General features: G+C 34.3%; 27 protein-coding genes. 17 read left to right on the forward strand and 10 right to left on the reverse strand.

The features are described from left to right. Window positions 1-3: 3 nt before the first annotated feature. From AC3E9W_RS02005 to AC3E9W_RS02035, 7 genes are all read right to left on the reverse strand, one after another. Window positions 4-786 (reverse strand): enoyl-CoA hydratase/isomerase family protein, encoded by a 783-nt coding sequence (locus AC3E9W_RS02005; protein ID WP_488766558.1) that lies wholly within the window; start codon window positions 784-786, stop codon window positions 4-6. 11 nt (window positions 787-797) lie between these two features. Then, window positions 798-2,213, reverse strand: a complete 1,416-nt coding sequence (locus AC3E9W_RS02010) for an ATP-binding protein (protein ID WP_488767291.1) — start codon at window positions 2,211-2,213, stop codon at window positions 798-800. A gap of 233 nt (window positions 2,214-2,446) precedes the next feature. Continuing rightward, window positions 2,447-2,995, reverse strand: coding sequence for a CopD family protein (locus AC3E9W_RS02015; protein WP_488766559.1), 549 nt, complete (start codon window positions 2,993-2,995; stop codon window positions 2,447-2,449). Further along, the gene (locus tag AC3E9W_RS02020; RefSeq protein WP_488766560.1) at window positions 2,996-3,562 is read right to left on the reverse strand and encodes a hypothetical protein; all 567 of its coding nucleotides are present in this window, start codon (window positions 3,560-3,562) and stop codon (window positions 2,996-2,998) included. A 14-nt stretch (window positions 3,563-3,576) separates the two neighbouring features. Next, window positions 3,577-4,590, reverse strand: coding sequence for a ferrochelatase (hemH, locus tag AC3E9W_RS02025; RefSeq protein WP_306153891.1), 1,014 nt, complete (start codon window positions 4,588-4,590; stop codon window positions 3,577-3,579). A 153-nt stretch (window positions 4,591-4,743) separates the two neighbouring features. Beyond that, window positions 4,744-5,208: a hypothetical protein gene (locus tag AC3E9W_RS02030; RefSeq protein ID WP_306153893.1), complete on the reverse strand. Its 465-nt coding sequence runs from the start codon at window positions 5,206-5,208 to the stop codon at window positions 4,744-4,746. Between the two features lie 68 nt (window positions 5,209-5,276). Further along, a complete protein-coding gene (locus AC3E9W_RS02035; RefSeq protein WP_306153895.1) occupies window positions 5,277-6,152 on the reverse strand; it encodes an AraC family transcriptional regulator in 876 nt (291 codons plus the stop codon). 227 nt (window positions 6,153-6,379) lie between these two features. Here AC3E9W_RS02035 and hemA point away from each other — a divergent pair, with 227 nt between their 5' ends. The 10 genes from hemA to AC3E9W_RS02085 all read left to right on the forward strand — a co-directional run bounded on the left by hemA (window position 6,380) and on the right by AC3E9W_RS02085 (window position 14,938). Then, a complete protein-coding gene (gene hemA, locus AC3E9W_RS02040; protein WP_488766562.1) occupies window positions 6,380-7,630 on the forward strand; it encodes a glutamyl-tRNA reductase in 1,251 nt (416 codons plus the stop codon). 179 nt (window positions 7,631-7,809) lie between these two features. Then, the gene (hemC, locus tag AC3E9W_RS02045; protein WP_488766564.1) at window positions 7,810-8,733 is read left to right on the forward strand and encodes a hydroxymethylbilane synthase; all 924 of its coding nucleotides are present in this window, start codon (window positions 7,810-7,812) and stop codon (window positions 8,731-8,733) included. Next, the gene (locus tag AC3E9W_RS02050) at window positions 8,733-9,398 is read left to right on the forward strand and encodes a uroporphyrinogen-III synthase (protein ID WP_488766565.1); all 666 of its coding nucleotides are present in this window, start codon (window positions 8,733-8,735) and stop codon (window positions 9,396-9,398) included. The genes hemC and AC3E9W_RS02050 overlap by 1 nt, the downstream gene beginning before the upstream one ends. Before the next feature lie 50 nt (window positions 9,399-9,448). After that, window positions 9,449-10,474 (forward strand): uroporphyrinogen decarboxylase, encoded by a 1,026-nt coding sequence (gene hemE / locus AC3E9W_RS02055; RefSeq protein ID WP_125718373.1) that lies wholly within the window; start codon window positions 9,449-9,451, stop codon window positions 10,472-10,474. A gap of 144 nt (window positions 10,475-10,618) precedes the next feature. Further along, the gene (locus AC3E9W_RS02060; RefSeq protein ID WP_488766567.1) at window positions 10,619-10,993 is read left to right on the forward strand and encodes a hypothetical protein; all 375 of its coding nucleotides are present in this window, start codon (window positions 10,619-10,621) and stop codon (window positions 10,991-10,993) included. Window position 10,994: 1 nt separating this feature from the next. Beyond that, window positions 10,995-11,555: a GNAT family N-acetyltransferase gene (locus AC3E9W_RS02065; protein ID WP_488766568.1), complete on the forward strand. Its 561-nt coding sequence runs from the start codon at window positions 10,995-10,997 to the stop codon at window positions 11,553-11,555. Window position 11,556: 1 nt separating this feature from the next. Beyond that, complete coding sequence (locus AC3E9W_RS02070; protein WP_488766569.1) at window positions 11,557-11,970, forward strand: hypothetical protein; 414 nt, start codon at window positions 11,557-11,559, stop codon at window positions 11,968-11,970. Between the two features lie 3 nt (window positions 11,971-11,973). Next, window positions 11,974-12,876: an oxygen-dependent coproporphyrinogen oxidase gene (gene hemF / locus AC3E9W_RS02075; protein ID WP_488766571.1), complete on the forward strand. Its 903-nt coding sequence runs from the start codon at window positions 11,974-11,976 to the stop codon at window positions 12,874-12,876. A 150-nt stretch (window positions 12,877-13,026) separates the two neighbouring features. After that, window positions 13,027-13,965, forward strand: coding sequence for a DUF4421 family protein (locus AC3E9W_RS02080; protein ID WP_488766573.1), 939 nt, complete (start codon window positions 13,027-13,029; stop codon window positions 13,963-13,965). A gap of 82 nt (window positions 13,966-14,047) precedes the next feature. Beyond that, window positions 14,048-14,938, forward strand: coding sequence for a fructose bisphosphate aldolase (locus tag AC3E9W_RS02085; protein WP_488766574.1), 891 nt, complete (start codon window positions 14,048-14,050; stop codon window positions 14,936-14,938). A gap of 51 nt (window positions 14,939-14,989) precedes the next feature. Here the strand turns inward: AC3E9W_RS02085 and AC3E9W_RS02090 are convergent, their stop codons facing one another. Together AC3E9W_RS02090 and AC3E9W_RS02095 are read right to left on the reverse strand one after the other, a co-directional pair. After that, window positions 14,990-16,849 carry a hypothetical protein gene (locus AC3E9W_RS02090; RefSeq protein ID WP_488766576.1) on the reverse strand — a complete coding sequence of 620 codons (1,860 nt, stop codon included), beginning with the start codon at window positions 16,847-16,849 and terminating at the stop codon, window positions 14,990-14,992. 2 nt (window positions 16,850-16,851) lie between these two features. Further along, window positions 16,852-17,484, reverse strand: coding sequence for a hypothetical protein (locus tag AC3E9W_RS02095; protein WP_488766577.1), 633 nt, complete (start codon window positions 17,482-17,484; stop codon window positions 16,852-16,854). Between the two features lie 209 nt (window positions 17,485-17,693). Here AC3E9W_RS02095 and hemB point away from each other — a divergent pair, with 209 nt between their 5' ends. Beyond that, on the forward strand, window positions 17,694-18,692 hold the full coding sequence (hemB, locus tag AC3E9W_RS02100) for a porphobilinogen synthase (protein ID WP_306153916.1): 999 nt from the start codon (window positions 17,694-17,696) through the stop codon (window positions 18,690-18,692). Then, window positions 18,692-19,090, forward strand: coding sequence for a c-type cytochrome (locus AC3E9W_RS02105; RefSeq protein WP_488766579.1), 399 nt, complete (start codon window positions 18,692-18,694; stop codon window positions 19,088-19,090). The genes hemB and AC3E9W_RS02105 overlap by 1 nt, the downstream gene beginning before the upstream one ends. A 67-nt stretch (window positions 19,091-19,157) precedes the next feature. Here AC3E9W_RS02105 and AC3E9W_RS02110 read toward each other — a convergent pair whose 3' ends face one another. Beyond that, window positions 19,158-21,215, reverse strand: coding sequence for a M13 family metallopeptidase (locus tag AC3E9W_RS02110; protein WP_306153918.1), 2,058 nt, complete (start codon window positions 21,213-21,215; stop codon window positions 19,158-19,160). Window positions 21,216-21,443: 228 nt separating this feature from the next. Between AC3E9W_RS02110 and AC3E9W_RS02115 the strand changes: the two genes are divergently transcribed. The 5 genes from AC3E9W_RS02115 to AC3E9W_RS02135 all read left to right on the forward strand — a co-directional run bounded on the left by AC3E9W_RS02115 (window position 21,444) and on the right by AC3E9W_RS02135 (window position 25,803). Next, window positions 21,444-22,109 carry an SCO family protein gene (locus AC3E9W_RS02115; protein WP_456891666.1) on the forward strand — a complete coding sequence of 222 codons (666 nt, stop codon included), beginning with the start codon at window positions 21,444-21,446 and terminating at the stop codon, window positions 22,107-22,109. Between the two features lie 104 nt (window positions 22,110-22,213). After that, window positions 22,214-22,453: a FeoA family protein gene (locus AC3E9W_RS02120; protein WP_008465698.1), complete on the forward strand. Its 240-nt coding sequence runs from the start codon at window positions 22,214-22,216 to the stop codon at window positions 22,451-22,453. Beyond that, the gene (feoB, locus tag AC3E9W_RS02125; protein WP_488766580.1) at window positions 22,453-24,552 is read left to right on the forward strand and encodes a ferrous iron transport protein B; all 2,100 of its coding nucleotides are present in this window, start codon (window positions 22,453-22,455) and stop codon (window positions 24,550-24,552) included. Before AC3E9W_RS02120 ends, feoB begins: the two co-directional genes overlap by 1 nt. Before the next feature lie 551 nt (window positions 24,553-25,103). Continuing rightward, the gene (gene tnpA / locus AC3E9W_RS02130) at window positions 25,104-25,556 is read left to right on the forward strand and encodes an IS200/IS605 family transposase (protein ID WP_488766581.1); all 453 of its coding nucleotides are present in this window, start codon (window positions 25,104-25,106) and stop codon (window positions 25,554-25,556) included. Window positions 25,557-25,680: 124 nt separating this feature from the next. Next, entirely contained in the window at window positions 25,681-25,803 is a 123-nt protein-coding gene (locus AC3E9W_RS02135) for a hypothetical protein (protein WP_488766583.1), read from the forward strand. The last annotated feature ends 23 nt before the right edge of the window (window positions 25,804-25,826 follow it).

Here is a 25,826-nt window from a genome sequence, read left to right on the forward strand (position 1 = left end):
ACTTTATTTTCCTGTAAATTCAGCTTTTCTTTTTTCTAAAAATGCAGTTGTTCCTTCTTTAAAATCGGCAGTTCCGAAGCATTTTCCGAATGATTTTATTTCGACATCAAAACCGTTTTTACCGTCTGTAAAATTAGCATTGATTGCTTTTATTGCTTTTCCGATAGCGAAAGGAGCATTTTTAATTATTTTCTGCGCAATTACATTTGTAAAAGACAAAAGTTCAGCTTGTGGCACTACGTGATTTACCAAACCGTATTGTTTAGCTTCTTCGGCAGAAATCATAGCTGCGGTCATGATCATTTCCATTGCACGGCCTTTTCCAACCAATTGAGGCAAACGCTGCGTTCCGCCATAACCTGGAATTAATCCTAAAGTAACTTCAGGAAGTCCCATTTTGGCATTATCAGAGGCTACTCTAAAATGACAAGCCATTGCCAATTCTAATCCGCCGCCAAGAGCAAATCCGTTAACTACAGCAATAACTGGTTTTTTAAGTCCTTCGATTAAATCGAAAAGAGATTCTTGGCCTTCAGCGGCCAATTGTGCGCCTTCAACAATAGTATAATTGGCAAATTCTGAAATGTCAGCTCCCGCAACAAATGCTTTTTCGCCGCTTCCTGTTAAAATAATAACACGGATATCATCATTTTTACCCAATAATTTAATCGCTTTACTCAGATCGCTAATTGTATCTTTGTTTAAAGCATTCAATTTTGCTGGTCTGTTTATGGTTACTGTCGCGATATTTTCTTCAATAGAAATTAAAAGATTTTCGTAGTTCATGACGCTTTATTTTATGAGTTGGTGATAGGGAGAGAAACCGTAAATGTGGTTCCTTTACCGTAAGTTGACTCAAAGGTAATTGTTCCTTTGTAATTTTCGATAATGTTTTTGATAATTCCGAGTCCGAGCCCCATTCCGCTGGTTTTGGTGGTAAATTTAGGTTCGAAGATTCGTCCGATATCTTGTTTCTGTATACCAATTCCGTTATCTTTTACAGCAATTTCAACATTGTCATCAAGACGTTTTACTGTAACCACAATGGCTTTCTGAAACTGGCTTTCTGGAATGGCTTGCGTTGCATTTTTAACCAAGTTGGTAATGACACGAATTAATTGCGTGCGGTCCATTTTGGAAATGATTTCTCGTTCTTCGCTTTCAAAAACAATATAATCTTCGTTGAAAATATCTAACGCCAGTTCGACAACCTCAACGACATTCAGCGTTTCATTCTGCTGTGCCGGCATCGAAGCAAAATTCGAAAACGCCGATGCCACAGCTGTCATCGTATCAATCTGCTGAATTAAGGTTTCGGAATAGTCATTCATTTTCTGCTTTACATTTGGATCGTTCGGGTCAAATTTTCGCTGAAAACTCTGTACCGTCAGACGCATTGGCGTCAATGGATTTTTGATTTCGTGTGCGACTTGTTTCGCCATTTCGCGCCAAGCTTCTTCACGTTCGCTTTGCGCTAATTTAATGGCACTAGTTTCCAATTTGTCGACCATTCCGTTATACGCTTTAATCAAAAAGTTGACTTCTTTGCTATTTGCTTCCAGAACAATTTTCTCGTTTTTCTGATCCAAGTTGGTTTCTTCTAAACGATCTGAAATGGTTTTAAGTGATTTTGTAATGTAAGTCGAAAGGAAATAAGCCAACGCGAAAGCCACGATCAACATAAAAGAATATACCTGACTCAAACGAATCAAGAAAGTATTCAGCTCGTTATCATAATAACCGTCGTCTTCTAAATACGGAAGATTCAGAATTCCGAGCGGTTTGAATTTTTCGTCTTTTATTAAACTGTACGAAGATCTGTTTTTAACGCCGTCAATAGTTTTGATGTCAACAAATCGCTTTTCGATAGAAGAACGAACGAGTTTTAGAATATATTCTGGAATTGGCGGAGCGACTTTATCTACTGCAAAAGTCTCTTTAGAAGATTTGAGCAGTTTTCCGTCAAGACTATAAATATTGATTTCGATTTTGTGAATTTGCGCCAGTTCGTGGATTTTATCTTTAAAAATCAAATCCAAATTCTGAGTTTTTAACGGATAAGTAGTCGTTGCCAGAACATAATTGATATGTTCTTTTACGGCATTTTCTTTTCGTTCAAGTCGTTCCTGATGGTATTCTTTTGCTTCGGTTTTAAATTGAATAATCGAAATCGAAGCCAATAAAAAAGATGCTACCACAATCAATACAATCATCGACAGGAAAATCCTGGTACGAAGTGAAAGCATTGACATTTTGAAGTTTAGCATCTGAGTTTTGTTTTTTGTTGCCACGAATTACACGAATGGCGCGAATTTCTATTTAAAGTTTTGCCACAGATTAAAAGGATTCGATGGATTTTCAAATTATACTTAAAAAAAATCATTAAAATCCTTTAATCTGTGGCTAAAAAATTCGTGCCATTCGTGTAATTCGTGGCAACTCTTTTTTATTTCTTCTCGCGGATTCTCTTGTAAAATCGGAATCCTAGCATGATTAAAACGGAGAATAAAATAATTCCGATTACGCCGAAAATCCAGTTGATGGCACTTTTTAAAACTACTAAAAAAACGACAGCAAACAAAATAATCGTAGCACCTTCATTCCATAAACGCATGAAGTTGCTAGTATATTTTACCTCATCATTTTGCAGCTGTTTAAAAATCTGATGGCATTTTCCGTGATACAAATACAAAAGGAAAACGAAACACAGTTTTACGTGCATCCACGGCATTTTCATCCAAACATGACCGGCTTCTGTAAAAAATAGCATCCAAAAAGCAAATATACTTGCCAAAACCGCCGACGGCCACGTAATAATATACCACAAACGATAAGCCATGATTTTGTATTGCTCCTGCAGAATCTCTTTTTCTGGCGAAGGTTTGTCGTTGGCTTCAATTTGGTATACAAACAAACGAACGATATAAAACAAACCTGCAAACCAAGTGATTACAAAAATTAAATGCAGTGATTTTAAATAGTTATAGTATTCCATTTATTGCTTAAATGTTGATTTTTGAAACAGATTTATCATAGCATTGCCATACTCTTCGTCTTCATAAACTATTGAAGCTGTAAAAACTTTATCAATAAAAATGCTAGAGAAAATTACAACTGTCGCAACAGTCTTGCCATTTTCTGTAACAGCAATTTTTGATTTTCTAAATTTTAAACCTGAAATATTCTCACTCGTTACAGCATAATCTCCCATTTTACCTTTTGGATAGAGTTGACCGATTTTCTTTAAAAATAAAAAATCTTTCAATCTTAAATTGAGGTCAACCGATCTGTTGTCTCCAGTAACATCTTCATAATTAGCAGAAAAATAATTCTTATTATCTCTTTTAAAGGCAACAATAGAATTTTTAGCCTCAATCAAAAGCGGCTTTCCTTTTTCATTTTGCTCCTTCTGATTCACTTTTTCATAATCATCTGGAATTGCAATTTCCCAGTTAAATGTTTTATCAAAAAAAACGTTGTTCTCAAAAGTTTCTCTTTTTTTGCATCCCGATAAAATTATAGAAGTTAAAAAAAGAATAGACAGATATTTTAGTTTACTCATTTCAACAATTTCAATTACTTAGCCCAATCATTAATCCAATTCGAAACGGTTTCACACCATTCGTCGTCGTCATTTAGACACGGAATTGCTAAAAATTCTTCTCCGCCGTTTGCTTCAAAATCTTCTTTTGCTCGCATTGCGATTTCTTCCAGAGTTTCTAAACAATCTGAAACGAAAGCCGGAGTTACAACCGCTAATTTCTTGATTCCTTTTGCTGGCATATTGTCAATTTCAACATCAGTATAAGGTTCTAACCATTTGTCTCCCGCTAAACGAGATTGGAAAGTTAAACTGTACTTATCTTCAGGAAGCCCCAATAATTTAACGACTTGTCTTGTAGTTTCGTAACATTGATGGCGGTAGCAAAACTCATGTGCTGGCGATGGCGTGTTGCAACAAGAGCCGTCAATTTTACAATGCGATTTCGTTACATCAGTTTTACGGATATGACGCTCCGGGATTCCGTGATATGAAAATAATAAATGATCATAATCAAATCCAACCAAATGTTTCTGGATAGAATCTGCTAAGTTTTTGATATAATCAGGCTTGTTGTAAAATGCAGGAACATCGGTAAATTTCATGTGAGGAAATTTCTTTTTGCGAATTTCCTCGGCTTTAACCAAAATAGTCAAAGTCGAAGCCATTGCATATTGCGGATATAAAGGAAAAAGCATTACATCTGTAACTCCTTTATCGTGCAATTCCTGAAGACCTTTTTCTATTGTCATACTTCCGTAACGCATTGCCAATGCAACTGGAACGTTTACTAATGGCTGTACTTTTTGCTGCATTCTTTCAGAAAGAACAACAAGCGGAGAACCTTCTTCCCACCAAATTTTTGCGTAAGCATGAGCCGATTCTTCTGGTCTTTTTCTTAAAATAATACCGCGAACCAATAATGCTCTCAATAAATACGGAACGTCAATTACGTATTTATCCATTAAAAATTCATCTAAATATGGTTTTACATCTTTTGGTTGTGGACTGTCTGGAGAACCTAAGTTTACTAATAATACGCCTTTCATGTTTTTTGCTTTAGGCTTTAAGCTCTAGGCTTTAAGCTTTTATTTGTTTTTAAAAATTTCTGCAAAAGTAAGTTGTGTACTTTATTAGAAATATGATAATTATTATTTTTTGTTTATGTTTTGATTTATAAAATTGATGCTTTGAAACATCTTTTACTTTTTATATTTTTTAAATAATTTTTCTAATGATTTATATTCTCCATCTGTTCCAAAATCTTCAGTTTTAATTTCTTTTTTAGAACTAATGAAATAAAACTGATGGCAAGAAAGACAAATCTTAGCTATACCAGAAATTTGATTTTTCTTTTTAAAAACTAAAATATCTCTGTATTGAGGAGAACAAGCATATACAGTTTGCAAAGTCTTTATAGAGGTTTTCTCTGAAAAAATATTTCCTTTTAAATATTCAGCATCTTTTTGAGATACTGCAAACTTTGAAAATCCCTCAGAGTTAATTGTTTTATAAAAAATGTCATTATTTAGTTTCTCTGGATAATTATCAAAAAAGATTTTATCAAAAATACCATTATCAATACTTTTACTATTGTTCTTTCCCATTTCTTCTTCTTTATTTTTATTCAAAGAATAATATTCAACAGTATCAAAATCAAAAAACATTTTTTCTTCTTTCGATTTGCAGGATAGAGTTGATAAAACCAGTAAAATTATTGAATACCTATACATCATCAAACATTCGCATTAATCGACATCAAATATTTTTTTGGTGTTGTTCCGAATTTCTTTTTGAATGCAGCTATAAAATGACTTCCGGTGCTGTAACCGATTTTCAATCCCACTTCATTCACATTATACGATCCGCTGTCTAAAAGTTTTCGGGCGAAATCCATTTTGTAATCGAAAAGGAAACCATAAACCGTATCTCCATAAATTTGTTTGAAACCCATTTTGAGCTTTTTCAAATTCAATCCAATTTCATCTGCCAATTCTTGCAATCCTGGCGGTTCGGCCATATTTGCAATTACAATTTCTTTGGCTTTTCTGATTTTCAAAACATTGTCTTCATCAATCAAAAACGGGCATTGTTCTGCATTTGGATCTTCGGTTCTGTTAAAATACAAACTCAACAATTCATATCCTTTTCCTTTATAATAAAGATTTTTTATCGAAGGATGAAGATTGTAATGAAACAACTGACTCAGCACAATTGCCATTGATGGACTGATATTTCCTTCGTTATAATATTTCTTATCCTTATTATCTGGACTTAAGAAAGTAATATAATTGGCTTCCGCCGAAAATAACGCGTGAAATTTCTTTATTGAAACAATTACAGAGATTGCCCACGAGTTTGGAGCCAACTCTAAATGAAGCGGTAATTCTTTCTGAGGATTGTATAAAAGCAGCGATTTTTCTTCTTTCAACTCCAAAGCATAAGTACCTTGATTGAACAAGAATTTGGCATTGCCTTTTATTCCGAAGTGAAACTGTATCAGGCCAGTACCTACAATTTCGTGCTGTGCAAAAAAAGGCTCGGAACTGTCGTTTTGAAAACGGATCAGCGTAAAGTCGTCTTCAATTTTTATAATTTCTTGAGAACCCATAGCGATATTTTTTTGAAACGAAAATCAAAACAAAGTTCAAATGTTATTTAGAACGACTCTAAACTAATCACTTCAAATGAGTTGATTTTGCTACAAAAGTAGTCCTTTTTACTCAAAAACACCTATTTAGGATCAAAAAAACATACAGCGACATAAAAAGTACTTTTAGCGTTATTTTTATCGATGGTATAGTAATAATTTTGTTGCACTTTTATGAAAGTGAATTTATGGAAAACAATAACGTACCGAAACATCTTTATTTTTACTCAGTTGGTCTGAGTTATAAAAAAGCTGATGCTGAGGTCAGAGGTCAATTTAGTTTGGATGCCGTTGCGAAAACGCGATTACTGGAACAAGCTAAAAACGATGGAATAGAAAGCTTAATTGTAACTTCAACCTGCAACAGAACCGAAATCTACGGTTTTGCAGAACACCCATTTCAATTAATAAAATTGATTTGCGATAATAGTAACGGATCTGTTGACGCTTTTCAAAAAGTGGGATTCGTTTACAAAAATCAAGAAGCTATCAATCATATTTTTCGTGTAGGAACTGGTTTAGACAGTCAGATCTTGGGTGACTTCGAAATTATCTCTCAAATAAAAACTTCTTTTATTCATTCAAAATCAATGAATTTAGCCAATGCTTTTATGGAAAGATTGGTTAATGCAGTGATTCAGGCAAGCAAAAGAATTAAAAATGAAACCGAAATTAGTTCTGGAGCGACTTCAGTTTCTTTTGCATCCGTACAATACATTATGAAAAATGTTGAGAATATCAGCAATAAAAACATCTTATTGTTCGGAACTGGAAAAATCGGAAGAAATACTTGCGAGAATCTGGTAAAACATACTAAAAACGAACATATCACTTTAATCAACAGAACAAAAGACAAAGCCGAGAAACTGGCTGGAAAATTAAATCTGATTGTTAAAGATTATTCTGAATTACATTTAGAACTTCAAAAAGCCGATGTTGTCGTTGTGGCAACAGGCGCGCAAAACCCAACGGTTGACAAAGCGATTTTAAATCTTAAAAAACCTTTATTAATTCTGGATTTATCGATTCCGAAAAACGTAAATGAAAATGTAGAGGAATTAGAAGGTGTAACTTTAATTCACATGGATTATTTGTCTCAATTGACAGATGAAACTTTGGAAAACAGAAAATTACACATTCCAGCAGCCGAAGCCATCATTGAAGAAGTTAAGGAAGAATTCACAACCTGGATGAAAGGCAGAAAATTTGCTCCTACAATCAACGCGTTAAAAGAAAAACTAAACGCCATCAAAATGTCGGAACTGGATTTTCAAAGCAGAAAAATTGCTGATTTTAATGAAGAGCAAGCTGAAATCATCAGCAACAGAATCATCCAGAAAATCACTACTCATTTTGCAAATCATTTAAAAGACGACGACACCATGGTTGACGAAAGCATCGAATGGATCGAAAAAGTCTTCAAAATAAAAGCATCTTAAATTAGTTTTAAACCATATAAGTTATATAAGTTCATTTAAAAACTGTTTCACAAAAACTGCTTAAATTACTTATATAACTTATATGGTGCATAAAAACAACGGTTATATAAATCATTAATGCGTTTTAATCAAACCGCTTAATTTTACTTATATAACTTATATGGTTCAAAAAACAAAAAATGGCAGAAAAAACAATCAGGATAGGAACGCGTGATAGCGAATTAGCACTTTGGCAAGCACATACTGTTGAGAAACAACTTAATGATTTAGGTTATAAAACCTCAATTGTGGCGGTAAAATCTCAGGGCGATATTATTCTGGACAAACCGCTTTATGAACTTGGCATTACAGGGATTTTCACCAAAACCTTAGATATTGCTATGATCAACGGTGATATTGATATTGCGGTGCATTCGATGAAAGATGTTCCGACTGCTTTACCAAAAGGAATTGTTCAGGCAGCGGTTTTAGAAAGAGCTAATGTTTTGGACATTTTAGTTCATAAAGGAAATCCTGATTTTGCTAATCCAAGTACCATTGCAACCGGAAGTCTGCGTCGCCAGGCACAATGGTTCAATAAATACCCAAATCATACCGTCGTAGATTTACGTGGAAACGTAAACACGCGCATGCAGAAATTGAGCGATAATGATTGGGATGGTGCTGTTTTTGCTGCTGCAGGTCTAGAACGCATCAACTTAAAACCAGAAAACGTTATTAATCTGGATTGGATGATTCCAGCGCCGGCACAAGGAGCGATGTTGGTTGTGGCAATGGAAAATGATAATTATACTCTTGATGCCCTTTCGCAGTTAAATGATATCGAAACTGAAATCTGTACACACATCGAGCGCCAGTTTTTAAGAACTCTGGAAGGCGGATGTACAGCACCAATCGGGGCTTTGGTTCGCTATAACGAAGATGAAGATACTTTGCATTTTCAAGGTGTTTTACTTTCTGTTGACGGAAAACAAAAATTGGAAATCGACAAAACAGTTGATATTTCAGAATGGAAGAAATTAGGTTTTAATTCCGCTCAAGAAATTTTGAATAATGGCGGCGCAGAATTGATGGCGTCTATTAAAGAATCTTTGAAGAAATAATGGCGAAACCAATTCAAATAGTATCCACTAAAATATTACATCCGCTTTTAAAACAAGAGCTGGTAAAAATTGGTCTCGAAGTTATTGAAGCCGACTTCATTAAAACCGAAAACAAATATTTCAAATTAGAAAACCTCAACGAAAGTCTGATTTTTACAAGTCAGAATGCCGTTCACAGTGTTTTGTCTCATCCGGAATCTGAAAAGCTCAAGACAAAAAACGTTTACTGCGTTGGCTTAAAAACCAAATCGCTTTTAAGCGATAATGGCTTTAATGTCATGGCATATACGGGTTACGCAGCAGATTTAGCCGAAATTATTGCTTTGATTTACAACAAAGAAAGCTATACTTTTTTCAGTGGGAATTTAAGACGAGATACGCTTCCAGAAGCTTTACAAGAAGCTGGAATACAATTCAACGAAATTCAAGTTTACGATACTTCGTTAACGCCACAAAAAATAAAAGTACAACCAGAAGCTTTATTGTTTTTTAGTCCGTCTGGGGTAAAAAGTTATCTGAAAGAAAATACAATTAATAAAGAAATTTGTTTTTGCATTGGAGAAACCACTGCCGAAGCATTACAAAAAATTACCAAAAACATCATTATCGCTAATCAGCCAACAGTTGAAGATGTGATTGAAGATGTAATTAACGAATATAAATAAAAACCTTTGCAACTCTGTCACTTTGCGACTTTGCAACTAAAATAAAAAACATGTTAAAAAACGACCTATTTTTAAAAGCATTAAAAGGAGAAACAGTTCAGCGTCCGCCGGTATGGATGATGCGTCAGGCAGGAAGATATTTACCAGAATTTAGAGAACTGCGTGATAAATATGATTTTTTTACACGTTGTGAAACTCCTGAATTAGCTGCTGAAATCACGGTTCAGCCAATTCGCAGAATTGCTCCAGATGCGGCGATTTTGTTCTCAGATATTTTGGTTGTCCCACGTGCAATGGGAATTCACGTAGAATTAAAAGACAATTTAGGTCCGATTATTCCAAATCCAATTCGTTCTTTGGCAGATGTTCATAAAGTTTATGTTCCAGATGTAAATGAAACTTTAGGTTATGTTTTCGACGCTGTAAAACTGACTAAAGAAATGTTGAATGATGAAGTTCCGTTAATCGGTTTCGCTGGTTCGCCTTGGACAATTTTCTGTTATGCCGTTGAAGGAAAAGGTTCTAAAAGTTTTGATACTGCTAAAGGTTTCTGTTTTTCTAATCCAGCTGCAGCGCATACTTTATTACAAAAAATTACAGACACCACTATTTTATACTTAAAAGAAAAAGTAAAATCAGGCGTAAATGCCGTTCAGATTTTTGATTCTTGGGGAGGAATGCTTTCTCCAGTTGATTATCAGGAATTTTCATGGAAATACATCAACCAGATTGTTGATGCTTTGGCTGACATTACTCCGGTAATTGTTTTCGGAAAAGGTTGTTGGTTTGCACTTGGCGATATGGGTAAAAGCCGCGCGTCTGCATTAGGTGTTGACTGGACTTGTTCGGCTAGAAATGCTCGTTACCTTTCTGGAGGAAATATTACATTACAAGGAAACTTTGATCCGTCAAGATTGCTTTCTCCGATTCCGACGATTAAGAAAATGGTTCACCAAATGATCGACGAATTCGGAAAAGACAAATATATCGTAAACTTAGGTCACGGAATTTTACCAAATATTCCTGTTGATCATGCTAAGGCGTTTATTGATGCTGTAAAGGAATACGGTCAATAGTATTCAGTGTTCAGTTTTTAGTAATCAGTTTGCACTACTACTTTTAAAATCATATAAAGTTCCGTAGGAACGATTTATTTTGTAGCCACGGATTTTAATCCGTGGAGACGAAATGAAAACATTCAGAATAAATTAAATCTACAAATGCTCAACAAAGGCCTAAGAGACGAAGAAAAAATAAGAATCGATAACGTCCTCAAGACGTTACGAACGCTTATTTTTGTACCTTACCCTTTGGACAGTTCACAATTAGCAAATATTGAAGAACAACTAAAAGATTTCGGATTAAATCTTGAAACCTTAGTTGATTATTCAAATGAAGAATTAATTTCGTTATTAATGCGTCTTCATTTTGATTGGGATCATTTAGAACAATTTGCCGATTTACTTTTAGAGTTTTCTAAATCAGAATACGATTTTCAAGAAAAAGTTTTGGCTATTTATCAATACATTCAGCAGAAAAGCAATGTTTTTTCTTTTGGAATAAATACTAAAATCGCTTCACTCAAAAACCAATAAAATGAGTTTTACAAATTGGAAAACAGACCGAATTGAAAATATTCTTCCTGAAGAGTTTTATAAACTAATTGAAAAGAATACGAATCATATTGCAAAAACTTTCCCTGTAACACTCGCTAATTCTGATTCTTTATCGAAAGCAAAAGATTTTATTGCGGTCAATTCAGATAAAGAGAAAAACAACGAGGGATTTTTCTTTTTTGCCAGAAACACAAATACCAACGAACTGATTGGTTATTTGTGTGTAAAAACAATCGATTATCGCATTTCTAAATGTGAATTAGGCTATTTTATTGACGAAGATTATCAAGGAAAGGGAATAACATCTAAAATGGTTTCTGAAGCGCTTAATTTCTGTTTTAATGAATTATTGATGAATAAGGTTTTTATCTGCACATCGGAAGTTAATTTGGCCAGTCAGCGAATTGCATTGAAACACAATTTTAAACAAGAAGGAATTTTACGAGATGAATTTAGAAATGGTGATGGAGAATTGCAAAACTCGGTTTATTTCGGATTGCTTAAATCAGAATACGAAGAAAATTTATTAGATAAGCAATAATATGATTTCACTTGAAGAAATATCTGAGTTTGAGTTTAAAAATTTAAACCCAATATATCAAGGTTTTTTTGTGATGCTTTTTTTTGCAATATTCGTCAGTACTTGTTCCTATTATTCTAACGAAGCCAAAATGAGTAAAGATGCATATATAAACATGTTTGGTGAAAAATTTTCTGGATCACTCGAAAAAAAATATTTAGACAAACAAAACCACATGAATCAGACCTTTAAATTGAAGGATTCAGGTATAATTTATGTTTATCCTATTATTTGGGAAAATACTGAAATAGGAGATTCATTAGTAAAAAAAGCAAATTCTAGATTTGTAAAAATTATAAAAAAAGATACCACAATCGTGATTGATATGAATATTGCATTCAAATATCATGATACTTTACTGGAAAATGAAAAATAAAAAATGAAAGATAAATTTTACGCATACATACAAAACCTACAAGACCAAATCGTAGCAGGATTAGAAGCCGTTGACGGAACAGCAAAATTCCGTGAAGATCTATGGAAACGTCCAGAAGGCGGCGGCGGAAGGACACGCGTTATTGAAAACGGAGCTGTTTTTGAAAAAGGTGGTGTCAACATTTCAGCCGTTCATGGGAAACTTCCAGAAACGATGCAGAAAATGTTTGGTGTTGGCGAAGCCGATTTCTTTGCCTGCGGATTAAGTCTGGTGATTCACCCGAAAAGCCCAATGGTTCCTACCGTTCACGCCAATTGGCGATATTTCGAAATGTACGATGAAGCTGGAAATGTGATTCAACAATGGTTTGGCGGCGGACAGGATTTAACGCCTTATTATTTGTTTGAAGAAGATGCGGTTCATTTTCATCAAACTTGTAAAACGGCTTGCGATAAACACAATCCGGAGTTTTATCCAAAATATAAAAAACAATGCGATTCGTATTTCTGGAACGCTCACCGAAATGAAGCGCGCGGGCTTGGCGGTTTATTCTTTGATTATTGCAAAGCAAATGAGCAAATGTCAATGGAAGACTGGTACAATTTCGTTACTGAAGTTGGAAATAGTTTCCTTGAAGCGTACGTGCCAATTGTAGAAAGAAGAAAAAATCTTTCGTATACACCAGAACAAAGAACTTGGCAGGAAATTCGTCGCGGGCGTTATGTTGAGTTTAATTTAGTTCACGATAAAGGAACTTTATTCGGATTAAAAACCAACGGAAGAATTGAAAGCATTTTAATGAGTTTACCTCCGCATGTGCAATGGGTTTACGATCATCATCCAGAAGTGGGAAGCGAAGAAGAGAAATTGATCAATGTTTTAGAAAATCCCCGTGAATGGATTTGATAATCGTTATTTAATTTTTTTAACACATAGGAACATAGATATAAAGACATATCTTAGAGGTGATTTTAGAAAATCGTAATTTTTTCACATAGCTTATGTGATTTATTATTAGTGAAACGTCTTTGCAGACTTCTAAAAAACTATGTCTCTATGTGTTTAAAACCAATTTACATCTTGTTTTTCACCAGCATTTTCAGCTGCTTCGCTCAAAACGACACCCTACAAAATCGGTATTTTAAATCGTACAATGATAAAATTACCGCCAGTGTTTATTATTTAGATACTTCGAATAGCTTTCAGATTACTTCAGATATTGAAGAACCAAAATTCTATGTTGATCTTATTCCGAATCGGCGCGAACAGATTGGTTTTAGCTTAAGCTACAGAATTATTGACATTTCGATTGGTTTTGCGCCTAAATTCCTGAGCGGCAATACGGGCGATTCAAAATCTAAGAACTTCAATTTTCATACTCGTTTTTATTACAAAAAATGGATGCAGTCCTTTACTTTTATCAATCAAAAAGGATTTTATATTAGTGATGATAATATAACGGCTCAGTTGCCAAACATGCGAACCACCAAAATCGGCGGATCGACTTCTTATATTTTCAATGATAAATTTTCTTTTAAAACCCTTACGAGCCAAAACGAATGGCAGACTAAAAGTTCAGGAAGTTTTATTCCGTCCTTCTCTTTTTATTATACCAATTTGGATTTAAACACTCCCGATTCATCACCTGGTGATTTGTATGTCTTTACCCTTGCTCCTGCTTATTACTACAATTTTGTAATTAGCGATCGGGTTTTAATTGGTGCGGGATTAGCTTTAGGCGCAGGAGTTAACGACATTGACGGAGACACCTCAGCTTTGTATCAAGCCGATTTTAATTTAAAATTAGCTTACAATAACGATCGTTTCTTTGGCTTTGCAAGTCTTAATACGGTAAGTTTTGCCCAAGACGACAAAGTTGATCCGAGGTTAAATGACAATATTGCTACCGTTAAACTTTCTGTTGGTTACCGATTTGATCCTCCAAAAAAGGTAAAAGAAGTTTATGACAAAGTCAATGAGAAAATGGGATTGTAAGAAATTTTACAGTTCATTAAAGAATTAGGCACGAAAAAATTCTTAATTTAGAGAGATTTAGAAAAAACTAAAATTCATTATTATGAAAAATATAGAACAATTAAATCTCATGCATACCGGAAAAGGATTCATTGCTGCATTAGATCAAAGCGGTGGTAGTACACCAAAGGCATTATCGCAATATGGCGTTCAAGAAAACCAGTATAAAAATGAAGAAGAAATGTACACGCTTGTACATGAAATGCGAACCCGAATTATAAAAAGTCCAGCTTTTGACAGTAAATATATTCTAGGCGCTATTTTGTTTGAAAACACTATGGATCGCAAAATCGACGGACAATGGACGGCTGAATATCTTTGGGAGAAAAAACACATTATACCGTTTCTAAAAGTTGACAAAGGTCTTACCGATCTTGCGAACGGCGTACAATTGATGAAACCTATTGAGAATCTGAACGAATTATTGGATCGCGCTGTGGAGCGAAAAATCTTCGGAACTAAAATGCGTTCTGTTATAAAAGAGGCAAATGCAATTGGAATTCAAGAAGTTGTTGGACAGCAATTTGCAGTTGGTTTACAAATTTTCCAAAAAGGATTAGTTCCTATAATTGAACCTGAAATTGATATTTACAGTGCTGACAAACAAAAATCTGAAGAAATACTGAAAGAAGAAATTCAGAAACAGCTTAATTTACTGGACGAAAATGTAAAAGTGATTCTGAAACTTTCTATTCCAACAGTAAATAATTTTTATAGCGATTTAATGAAAGATCCGCACGTGGTGCGTGTTGTGGCGCTTTCAGGTGGATATTCTCGCGAAGAAGCCAATAAAAAACTAGCAGAAAACCACGGCTTGATTGCAAGTTTCTCCAGAGCTTTGTCTGAAGGACTTACGGCTCAGCAACTCGATTCGGAATTTAACGCTCGATTAGAAAGCTCCATTAAGGAAATTTACGAAGCTTCGATTCAATAAAATCATAAAAAAACCCTGAAGCAATTCGTTTCAGGGTTTTCGATTTTTAGATTATTTCGTAGTCATTTCGTCGGCTAAATCTAATGTCTGCAAAATGATGTTTTTGTCCGACTTAAAAGAGTTTAGTTTAAAAACGAATTTCAATTTATTATCAATTAGCTTTTTAGGCGATTCAATAGAAACATCTGAAAATTGAGCTGCAATTTTTGCCATTCGATCCAATTCAGAATCTTTGGCTTTTTTACCAAATGTTTTCACTGTTTGCGCAATATCCAGCTTTCCAGAAATGTAATTTTTACTCAAATCTTTCTTTGTGTCTTTTGCAAAAGATCCTTTTCCTGTACCAAAGTAATCTTTTGTATTGGCAACAATTACAACGTCTTTGTCTTTTATAATAAATACATTATCGTATTCTTGAGTTCCAACAATGGTATAAACATTTCCATTTTGAACCAATACTTTTTTACGAACGCCCAACTGCAATAATTTATCTCCAAAAGTTGGATGCGTCGAAGTGAAAACAAAACCAAACAGCGGAATTTCTTTTTTCACTTTCTCTTCCGTTATTTTTTCTTCATAATTTTCATCATAGCCATATTGCTTGGTCATTACCTCAACTTCTTTCACATCATATAAAAAAGCACTCAAATCGCCATCAAAAAGCTTGGCTGTAGCTTCTTCATCGACAATTGTCGATATTAAATCTGTCACGATGCTGATATCTTCTTTGCTCATTTTCGGATTTTGAAATAAGTCTGTCATTAATGACGGGAAGTTTTCAAGTGCCGCTTTTGTATTGGCATGATACGAAATATATCCTAAAGGCTTTTCAGCTGGAAAATAGTTATAAATGTTTTTGTTGATTTTTCGATTACTGATTTTGCTCACCACATCGGCAATTTGCGGAGAATATTCTACAATCTCTTCCATTCTGGCATTATCATTATCAAAATAAAAATCCAAATTGATGCCTTTTATAAAATTTCCAAAGTTATTCTGCATTGGCAAATATTTGTCATAACCGCCAAATAATGAAAGTGGATAATTATAAAGCGAATAAAAACTTGAAATAAATCCGCCATAATTTACCCAAGACGAAATATCTGCCGCAATATTTATTTTGGCAGAACTTGGCGGAGTAAATCCGTTTTCGAATAATGCCTTTATAATTTTGCGCTGTTTCTCAGCTAAGTTTTTATCAAATTCGGCTTGTTCTGCAGTATATTCTTCATACGGATTTCCGTCATACAAAGAATCTGTTTCGGTCGTCGCAGGTTCTTCAATTATTACAGCATCATTATATTGTGGTTCCGCGATTTTTGGCGGATTTTCCATATTTGGGACATCGTAAACCGCAGGAGCTTCTACAACCACTGTAGTTTCTTCGTAAGGTTCTACAACCGAAACTGAATCCATTGCTACAGCAGTTTCTGCTACATCATAAAATTTAGACGGAAGTCTTTTTGTCAATTCGATTATCACCAAATGCGTATCATTCCAAACAAATGATCTTTTTACTCCGCTTGGTGTAAAAACCGCATATTTTCCGAAATCTTCTATTGTGCCATTTTTATCATTTGCACCTTGTTTTTCAATCAAATATTGTCTAACTGCTTCCTTGCTTTTTACAGGAATTGTTACCTGATAAAAAGGAACTGAATCTAAGAAATTGCCATGAACCGTAATTTTATCGTCCAATTTTATAATTGAAGTATATTGGCGAAGATCAAAATCAGGTTTTTTACTCGTATATTTTGTAATAATCGGATGATTTAAAACTTCGTCAAGGCTTACTTTTTTAGAAAGCTGGTTTCCGTTAAACTGCACAAAATAATCGTATTTATCTGGAGCAGTTTGCCCAAAAGTAAAATACGCGGCGAATAGGAAAATTAAGGTGTAAAAATGCTTCATAATTATGGCGTTAATTGGATTGTATTATTCATTAAGGTCGATTTTTTAAATACGCTGTACATACTTTGCTTCAAAAAAACCGTTTTCTTATTTTTTGATATTTTACTGTTCGGATTATCTGCAGCAGTAATATCTTTATCAAAAGTATAAATCGAAGTAATGCTGGCTTCTTCAAGATCTTTCTTTTTCTTTGGATCATTTACCACTTTTTCGGGAACCGGATACGAGGCAATTCTTTCGAAAGTTTTGCCGCTTCCGCTAAAGTGAATCTGATCGCGCTGATTGTTTATCGTATTGACAACGGCATTTAGCGCTTTCAAGTTTGCGTAATTGAGTTTGATAATGAAAACGTAATTTTGAAAATCGGTTTTTGTCGTTACGTTTGAGATTCCATCAATCTTTAAAGCCTTTTCTTTAAAATCGCCAAGTTTAGCGCTAATTTCCTGTTCGCTCGGAATCTTAACGCCGTCCACTTCTTCTAGAAATATAGCCGATTTAGTCTTAAACCAAGATCGTGAAAAGTCGATCATAAGAGTATATTCGCCACTTTGATCGTCATGGTGTTTGATTCTTTCTGTTATTTCAAAACAGCTTGTCAATAACAGACAACAGCATAAAATGAGAATTTTCTTCATTTTACAAATTTAGCTCAAAAATGTCAGAAATTTTTAGATAATATTAACGGTTTCTGCAAAAGGCTAAAAGTCTAGTTTTGTTCCTTTTTGTTTAACTTTGCAACGCTGTTTTAAAGACAGTTATTCTTCAAAAAAACAAAACAATAACAGTTTTAGAAATTACTATTTCAACAGAAATCTAAAATCTAAAATCTAAAATCTAAATTTATATGTTCCCATTACACAGAGGCAGAAGATTAAGAGTAAATGAATCTATTCGTTCTTTAGTTCGAGAAACCAGTTTAAGTCCATCCGATTTTATGTTCCCGATGTTTATTGCAGAAGGCGAAAATTATAAAGCTGAAATTCCGTCAATGCCAGGAATTTTTCGCAGATCTATCGATTTAACGGTTGAAGAAGTAAAAGAAATCTATGCTTTGGGAATTCGCGCTGTGAACATCTATGTAAAAGTCAGTGAAAATTTAAAAGACAATACCGGAAAAGAAGCTTGGAACAAAGACGGTTTAATGCAACAAGCGATTCGCGCAATTAAAGCCGCTTGTCCAGAAATGATTGTTATGCCGGACGTTGCTTTAGATCCGTATTCAATTTACGGTCACGACGGAATCATAAAAGATGGCGATGTTGAAAATGACAGTACCGTTGAAGCTTTGGTAAAAATGGCCGTTTCGCACGCAGAAGCTGGTGCCGATTTTGTTGCGCCAAGCGATATGATGGACGGAAGAGTGTTACGCCTTCGCGAAGGTTTGGACGCTGCCGGATTCCAGAATGTTGGTATTATGAGTTATTCTGCTAAATATGCTTCTGCTTTTTACGGGCCTTTTAGAGACGCTTTAGATTCGGCTCCAAGAGAAGCTGATGTTGTGGTTCCGAAAGATAAAAAAACATACCAAATGGATTATGCCAACCGTATCGAAGCCATCAAAGAAGCTTTGTACGATGTTGAAGAAGGTGCCGATATGGTTATGGTAAAACCTGGAATTGCTTATTTGGATATTGTTCGCGAAGTTAAAAATGCCGTAAATGTTCCGGTAACGGTTTATCACGTTTCTGGAGAATATGCCATGATCAAAGCTGCTGCAGAAAGAGGATGGCTGGATAATGATAAAATTATGATGGAGCAGTTAATGTGCATCAAACGCGCAGGTGCAAGTTTAATTTCGACTTATTTTGCTAAAGAAGCAGCGATACTTTTAAACAATAAATAATGAAAAAAGTATTGTTTTTATCTGCTGTTCTGGCGTTTGCTTCCTGTAAAAAAGAAGGTTCAGAAAACACCAATTCGGCAACCGAATCTGTTTCTGAAGGAGAATCGGCGAAAGCCAAAACACCCGAAGAATTAGGAAAAGAAATCTTTGAAGGAAGAGGAAATTGCACCGCTTGCCATCAGCCAGATCAAAAGGTAATTGGACCAAGCATTAAAGAAATTGCCAAAATCTACAAAGACAAAAATGGTGATATGGTTACTTTCTTAAAAGGAAACGCAGAACCAATTGTAGATCCGAGTCAGTTTGAGGTTATGAAAACCAATTTTTCGATTACTCAGTCTATGTCTGATGAAGAATTAAAAGCAATTGAAACTTACATCTACAGTCATTTAAAATAATTGACTTTTATTCCATAAAAAAACGGCGCTTTTATCAAGCGCCGTTTTTAGTATCATATCATTTTGATTACCAGATTTTAACTCGTTTTTCTGGTTCAACATACATTTTATCTCCTTTTTTAATATCGAAAGCTTTGTAGAAAGCATCCACATTCTGAATTGGCACATACGCTCTGTACATTCCCGGCGAGTGTGGATCTGTTTTTACTTGATTTTTGATCGCTTCGTCTCTAGTTTTTGTTCTCCAAACCGTAGCCCAAGAAATAAAGAAACGCTGTTCTGGTGTAAATCCGTCGATTAAACCTGGATTTCCATGTGCTTTCAAATACAATTGCAATCCATCATAAGCAGCATTGATTCCGCCTAAATCTCCGATGTTCTCACCTAAAGTAAAATGACCATCTACGTGAATTCCAGGAAGAGGCTCAAGAGCACTGTATTGATTTGCTAAGTCTGTTCCTAGAGCAGTAAATTGTTTCAAATCCTCTTCTGTCCACCAGTCAACCAAATTTCCTTCTGCATTGTAGCGCGCACCAGAATCATCAAATCCATGAGAAATCTCATGTCCGATTACAGCACCAATTCCACCATAATTAACTGCTTCGTCAGCTTGGTAATTGTAGAATGGCGGCTGTAAAATAGCAGCTGGGAATACAATTTCGTTATAAGACGGATTGTAATATGCATTTACTGTCTGAGGAGACATATGCCACTCTGTTTTATCAACTGGTTTGTTTAGTTTTTCAATACCTTTTTGGAAATTCCATGTTGCAACGTTCTTACTATTATCAAAGTACGTTCCTCCTTCGGCAATACTTTTAATTGTTAAAGCAGAATAATCTTTCCACTTATCTGGATATCCAACTTTTATGGTAATCTTATTCAGCTTTTCAATTGCTTTTACTTTTGTGTCTTTAGACATCCAAGTTAAATTGTTAATACGGTTTTGGTAAGCCGTAATAACATTATGAATCATATCAAGAGCTTTGGTTTTTGCTTCAGCAGGAAAAACTTTCTCCACATACAATTTACCAAGCGCTTCTCCAACACTACGGTTTACAACACCAAGTGCTCTTTCATCTGCAGGAAGCTGTTTAACTGCTCCTCTTAATGTTTTGCTGTAGAAATCGAAATTAGCATCATCAATTGCTGTGGTCAATTTAGTTGCAGCATTGTTTAATAGATCCCATTTTAGATATTCTTTCCACTGTGCCACTTTGTTTTCTTTGAAAACCGTTTCTAAAGCTGTCATGTATTTAGGCTCAGAAACAATTACAGTCTCTAATTTAGTAATTCCTAAACCTGCAAAATATTCATTCCATTTAATGGCTGGGGTTAATTTTTGAAGCTCAGCGATTGTCATTGGGTTATATTGCAAACGGCTGTCTCTTCTTTCAACTCTATTAAACCTTGGTTTAGACAATTCTGTTTCAAGAGCTAAAATTTCAGCAGCACTTTGTTTTGCTTTTTCTGGAGATTCTCCAATGAATTGAAGCATTCTCGCAACATGCAATTCATATTTTGCACGTTTATCTTTAGAGTCTTTGTCGTCAGAAGTGTAATAATCTTTATCAGGAAGTCCTAATTGGCTTGGGCCGATATTTACAGAGTTTTTAGAACTGTCTTTATCATCAGCTCCAATGTAAATTCCGAAAAAGCCAGCATTTCCTTCTTTTTCCATTTCAACCAAATATTTCTGAAGATCAGCAACACTTTTGATTGCATCGATTTTTTTCAAATAAGGCTTTAATGGCTCGATTCCTTTTTTATTTCTTCCAATAGAATCTAAGTACGTATTGTACAGATTAATAGCTTTTCCTTGATCGGTATTCGATTTGTACTTCGGATTTTTTGAAGCTTCTTGCAAAACTGCCGTAACATCTTTGTCAGTTTTCTTAATCAGTTCATTAAAACTTCCCCATGTCGTACGATCACTCGGAATTTCTGTTTTTTCTAGCCAAGTTCCATTTACATATTTGAAAAAATCCTGACTTGGGCTAATCTTCGTATCCATATACGAAACGTTGATACCTGGTTCCTTTGGGGCATTTTGAGCTTGGGCTGCAGTGATTGCAAACATTGCAGATATCACACCAAACACAGGTTTAGCAAATTGTTTTTTCATAAAAAATTATAGTTTAAGGGAAAATACAAACATATTGTTATTATTTCAAAAATTGTGTTAAAATTCTAACTGGAAAACTCAAAAAGTGAATAAATTTCACAGATCAAAATTTTACACTTGAGGTATTTGTCTATAACTGCCTAGTAAATGTTACAAAAGCCTGTTAAAAAAATATTTCAGTAAAGCTTTTAAAACCTGCTTTTTGTATTTTTGCGCCAAATTATTTTTATGAAATCGCTTTTATATAAATACCGCAAATTCTTTATTGTTCTAATAGTGTTTTCGGTTGTCACAATATCTTTGTTTTATTCTGCTTTAAAACCCAAAAAGACACTTCCAATTTACAATCCCGCTGATGTCAATCCAGAATTGGTAGACAGTACGATTCAATATAAAAGTAAATACCACACCATTGCCGATTTTTCTTTCGTTAACCAAAATGGCGATACTATTACCCAGAAAAACTACGAAGGAAAAATTTATGTTGCCGATTTCTTCTTTACCACCTGCGGATCAATCTGCCCAAAAATGTCAACGAATTTGGTTGATGTTCAAAAAGCAGTTTTAAATAATCCGAAAGTAATGCTGCTTTCTCATACTGTTTTTCCAGAAGTAGACAGTGTTTCGGTTTTAAAAGCTTACGCTATAAAATACGGAGTTGTAGACAGCAAATGGAATCTGGTTACTGGCGATAAAAAAGAAATCTACACCATGGCCAGAAAATCGTATTTGGCTGTCAAACTAGGAAGACCAGATCAGCTTTATGATATGGTGCATACAGAAAATTTTGTTTTGGTCGATCAAAAACGACGCGTTAGAGGTTTTTATGACGGAACAAATAAAGAAGATGTAAAACGTCTTTTAGAAGACATCGAATTTCTCTCAAACGAGTAAAAATCCCTTATTTTTAGAAACATTTAGCATTTGTGGAAGTGTTAAATGCCTTGAAATAAAGAATAATTGCCTACTTTTGCAATCTAAATTCAATCTAAATAAGCTTGCAAAATACAATACACACTCTGAAAAAAGGCGAAAAAGCCATTATCAAAGATTTTGATATCGATCTTATTCCACTTAAATTATTAGAAATGGGTTGTCTGCCTGGCAGCTTAGTTGAATTACTGCAGGTTGCTCCTTTTGGCGATCCTTTATATTTGGATATAAACGGTTCTCATGTTGCAATTCGTATTGAAACCGCTCGTGAAATTGAAGTTGAACTTATCAAAACCAATTTGTAATGAGTGTTCAGAATATCAATGTTGCCCTTATCGGAAATCCAAATACCGGAAAAACTTCTGTTTTTAATCAGTTAACAGGTCTTAATCAGCAAGTCGGGAATTATCCCGGAATTACGGTTGAGAAAAAAATAGGTTTCTGCAAATTACCTAATAACGTAAAAGCAAATATTCTAGATTTACCAGGAACGTACAGTTTGAACGCAAGTTCTATGGACGAAAGTGTGGTAATTGAACTTTTACTGAATAAAAACGACAAATTATACCCAGATGTAGCAGTAGTTGTAACAGATGTTGAAAATCTGAAACGAAATTTACTGATTTACACACAAATAAAAGATTTAGAAATTCCGACGATTTTGGTCATCAATATGTCAGATCGTATGGAACGTAAAGGAATTTCTTTGGATATTCCATATTTAGAAGAAAAATTAAAAACAAAGATTGCTTTAGTTAGTTCGCGCAAAGGTTTAGGAATTGATGAATTAAAAGAACTAATTGTTTCTTATAAAAACATCACGCACGAACCATGTTTAAACGCTTCTGTAATTGATCCTGAATATTTCGAAAAGCTACAACATGCTTTTCCAAATCAATTAATGTACAAATTGTGGTTGGTAATTACGCAAGATGTCAATTTCTCGAATTTAGACCGAAATGAAGTTCGAAGCACTTTTACCAAATCGCATTCAGAATTAAAGCGTTTACAGCAGAAAGAAACCATTAAAAGATATCAGTTTATTAATGATGTTTTAAAAGAAGGTTTAAAAGTCGATGCTTCAATGGCGAAAGATATTCGCGCCAAATTGGACCGCGTTTTAACGCATAAAGTTTGGGGTTATTTTATCTTTTTTGCGATTTTATTTTTGATTTTCCAATCGATTTTCAGCTGGTCAACCATTCCGATGGACTTCATTGACAGCACTTTTGCTTCTTTGAGCAGCTGGGTTGCAGCAGAATTGCCAAGCGGTATTTTAACCGATTTACTTTCGCAGGGAATTATTCCGGGTATTGGCGGTGTTATTATTTTCATTCCGCAGATTGCTTTCCTGTTCTTATTCATTTCTATTTTGGAAGAAAGCGGTTATATGAGCCGTGTGGTATTCTTAATGGATAAAATCATGCGTAAGTTTGGACTTTCGGGAAAAAGTGTAGTGCCTTTGATTTCAGGAACTGCCTGTGCGATTCCGGCAATTATGGCAACCAGAAATATTGAAAACTGGAAAGAACGTTTGATCACCATTTTAGTAACGCCATTTACAACTTGTTCGGCAAGGTTACCCGTTTATGCGATTATTATTTCATTGGTAATTCCGAGCAAACGTATTTTTGGATTTCTAAATGTTCAAGGATTAACGCTAATGGCGCTTTATGTTTTAGGATTTTTTGCTGCAATATTATCGGCATATATTTTAAATAAAGTTTTAAAACTAGAATCGAAAACGTATTTCGTTGTTGAAATGCCAAGCTACAAAATGCCTCTTCTTAAAAATGTTGGTATTAATGTGGTAGAAAAAACAAAAGCATTTATTGTTGGAGCAGGTAAAATTATTTTAGCCATTTCAATTATCTTATGGTTTTTGGCTTCATACGGACCTGGAAAAGAATTTAATGATGCTGAAACTATCGTAAAAGAAAGATTTGCCAATACCACTTTGGATGAAACGCAGTTTGAAAATGAGGTTAATTCTCAAAAACTAGAGAATTCTTATATCGGTTTAATGGGACGCGCAATCGAGCCAGCAATTCAGCCCTTAGGTTACGATTGGAAAATCGGAATTGCCTTAATCAGTTCGTTTGCAGCGCGTGAGGTTTTTGTTGGAACGTTGGCAACTATTTACAGCGTTGGAGATACCGACAACGAATCGACCATAAAAAGTAAAATGCAGGCAGAAGTCCGCCCAGATACTGGCAAGAAAGTATTTGACTTTGCAACGGGTATTTCTTTACTTTTGTTTTATGCTTTTGCCATGCAGTGTGCCAGTACATTAGCGATTACAAAAAAAGAAACCAATTCGTGGAAATGGCCTGCAATGCAGTTAATTTTCATGAGCGGATTAGCTTATTTTACTGCTTTAATCGCTTATCAACTATTAAAATAAAAAGTCATGATTCAAGAGATAATTGCCTTTACAATATTAGGATTGGCCGTCGCTTTTTTAGTCAAAAAGTATTTCTTTAAATCGAAAAAGAAAAAAGACTGCGGCGATGGAAATTGCGGTTGCAGTTAGGGGTTTTATTTCACGGAGATTCGCAAAATAAACACAAAAGCTTCACAGAGATTTTTTAATTCTTTGTGAAGCTTTTTTCTTGAATTTTGTTTTTAAAATTTGTCTTTTATTATTACTCAAAAGTTTTTTCTTGCCAATATCTATGTTTTCAATCTCATATTTTTGAATTGGTAATCTTATAAAGATAATCTTTCGTGGGTGTGACCCTTTCAGGGTCAATATGTCGCGCTAATCATTCTTTTTCTATAAACATATAATCCCTTCGGGATTTTTTGATAAATAAAAAATACAGTATCATGTATTTCTAGAAATCAAACTCCGAAGGAGTTAAATGTTTATAGAAAAAGAATAATCTCCATGATGCAATGACCCTGAAAGGGTCACACAACCACATTTTTACTTACATAACAATTCAAAATAAAATGGCAGGAACATTTTCTCAAATTTATGTGCATGTTGTATTTGCAGTTAAAAACAGAAATTCACTAATTGAAAAATCGTGGAAAGAAGAATTATACAAATATATTACTGGCATAGTCCAAAATAAAGGTCAAAAAATGTTGGCTATAAATGGAACATCAGATCACATTCATTTTTTGTTCGGAATGAAACCAACTTGCATATTATCAGATTTAATTCGAGAAATAAAAAAATCTTCGAATGCATTTGTAAAAGAGAAACAATATTCAAAATATGTATTTCAATGGCAAGAAGGATATGGAGCTTTTTCTTGCAGTCATTCAACATTAGAAAATGTTATTCGCTATATTGAAAATCAAGAAGAACATCATCGAAAGAAAAGTTTTAAAGAAGAATATCGAGATTTTTTAATCAAACATAATATCGAATTCAAAGAGGAATTTCTATTTGACTAAATCAATGAGCAAAAGTTTTTTAAGTTTTCAATACTAAAAATGTCCTATTATGCCATTTAAAAAACATAAAGTATCTTATTAATATATTTTCTAAAACTATTTTTGATTTTTAAAATTTATCAAAATGACACCAGAAGATAGAATGGAAATTATACGAGACAATAGAGTCGCTCGATTATTGTGGTTTGCGATTGGTTTTTTCTGCGCTACAATTATTACGTATTTAATAATGAAAAATAATCATTAAAGACTGAATACTAAAATCTGAAA

Source organism: Flavobacterium sp. 38 (assembly GCF_057799715.1).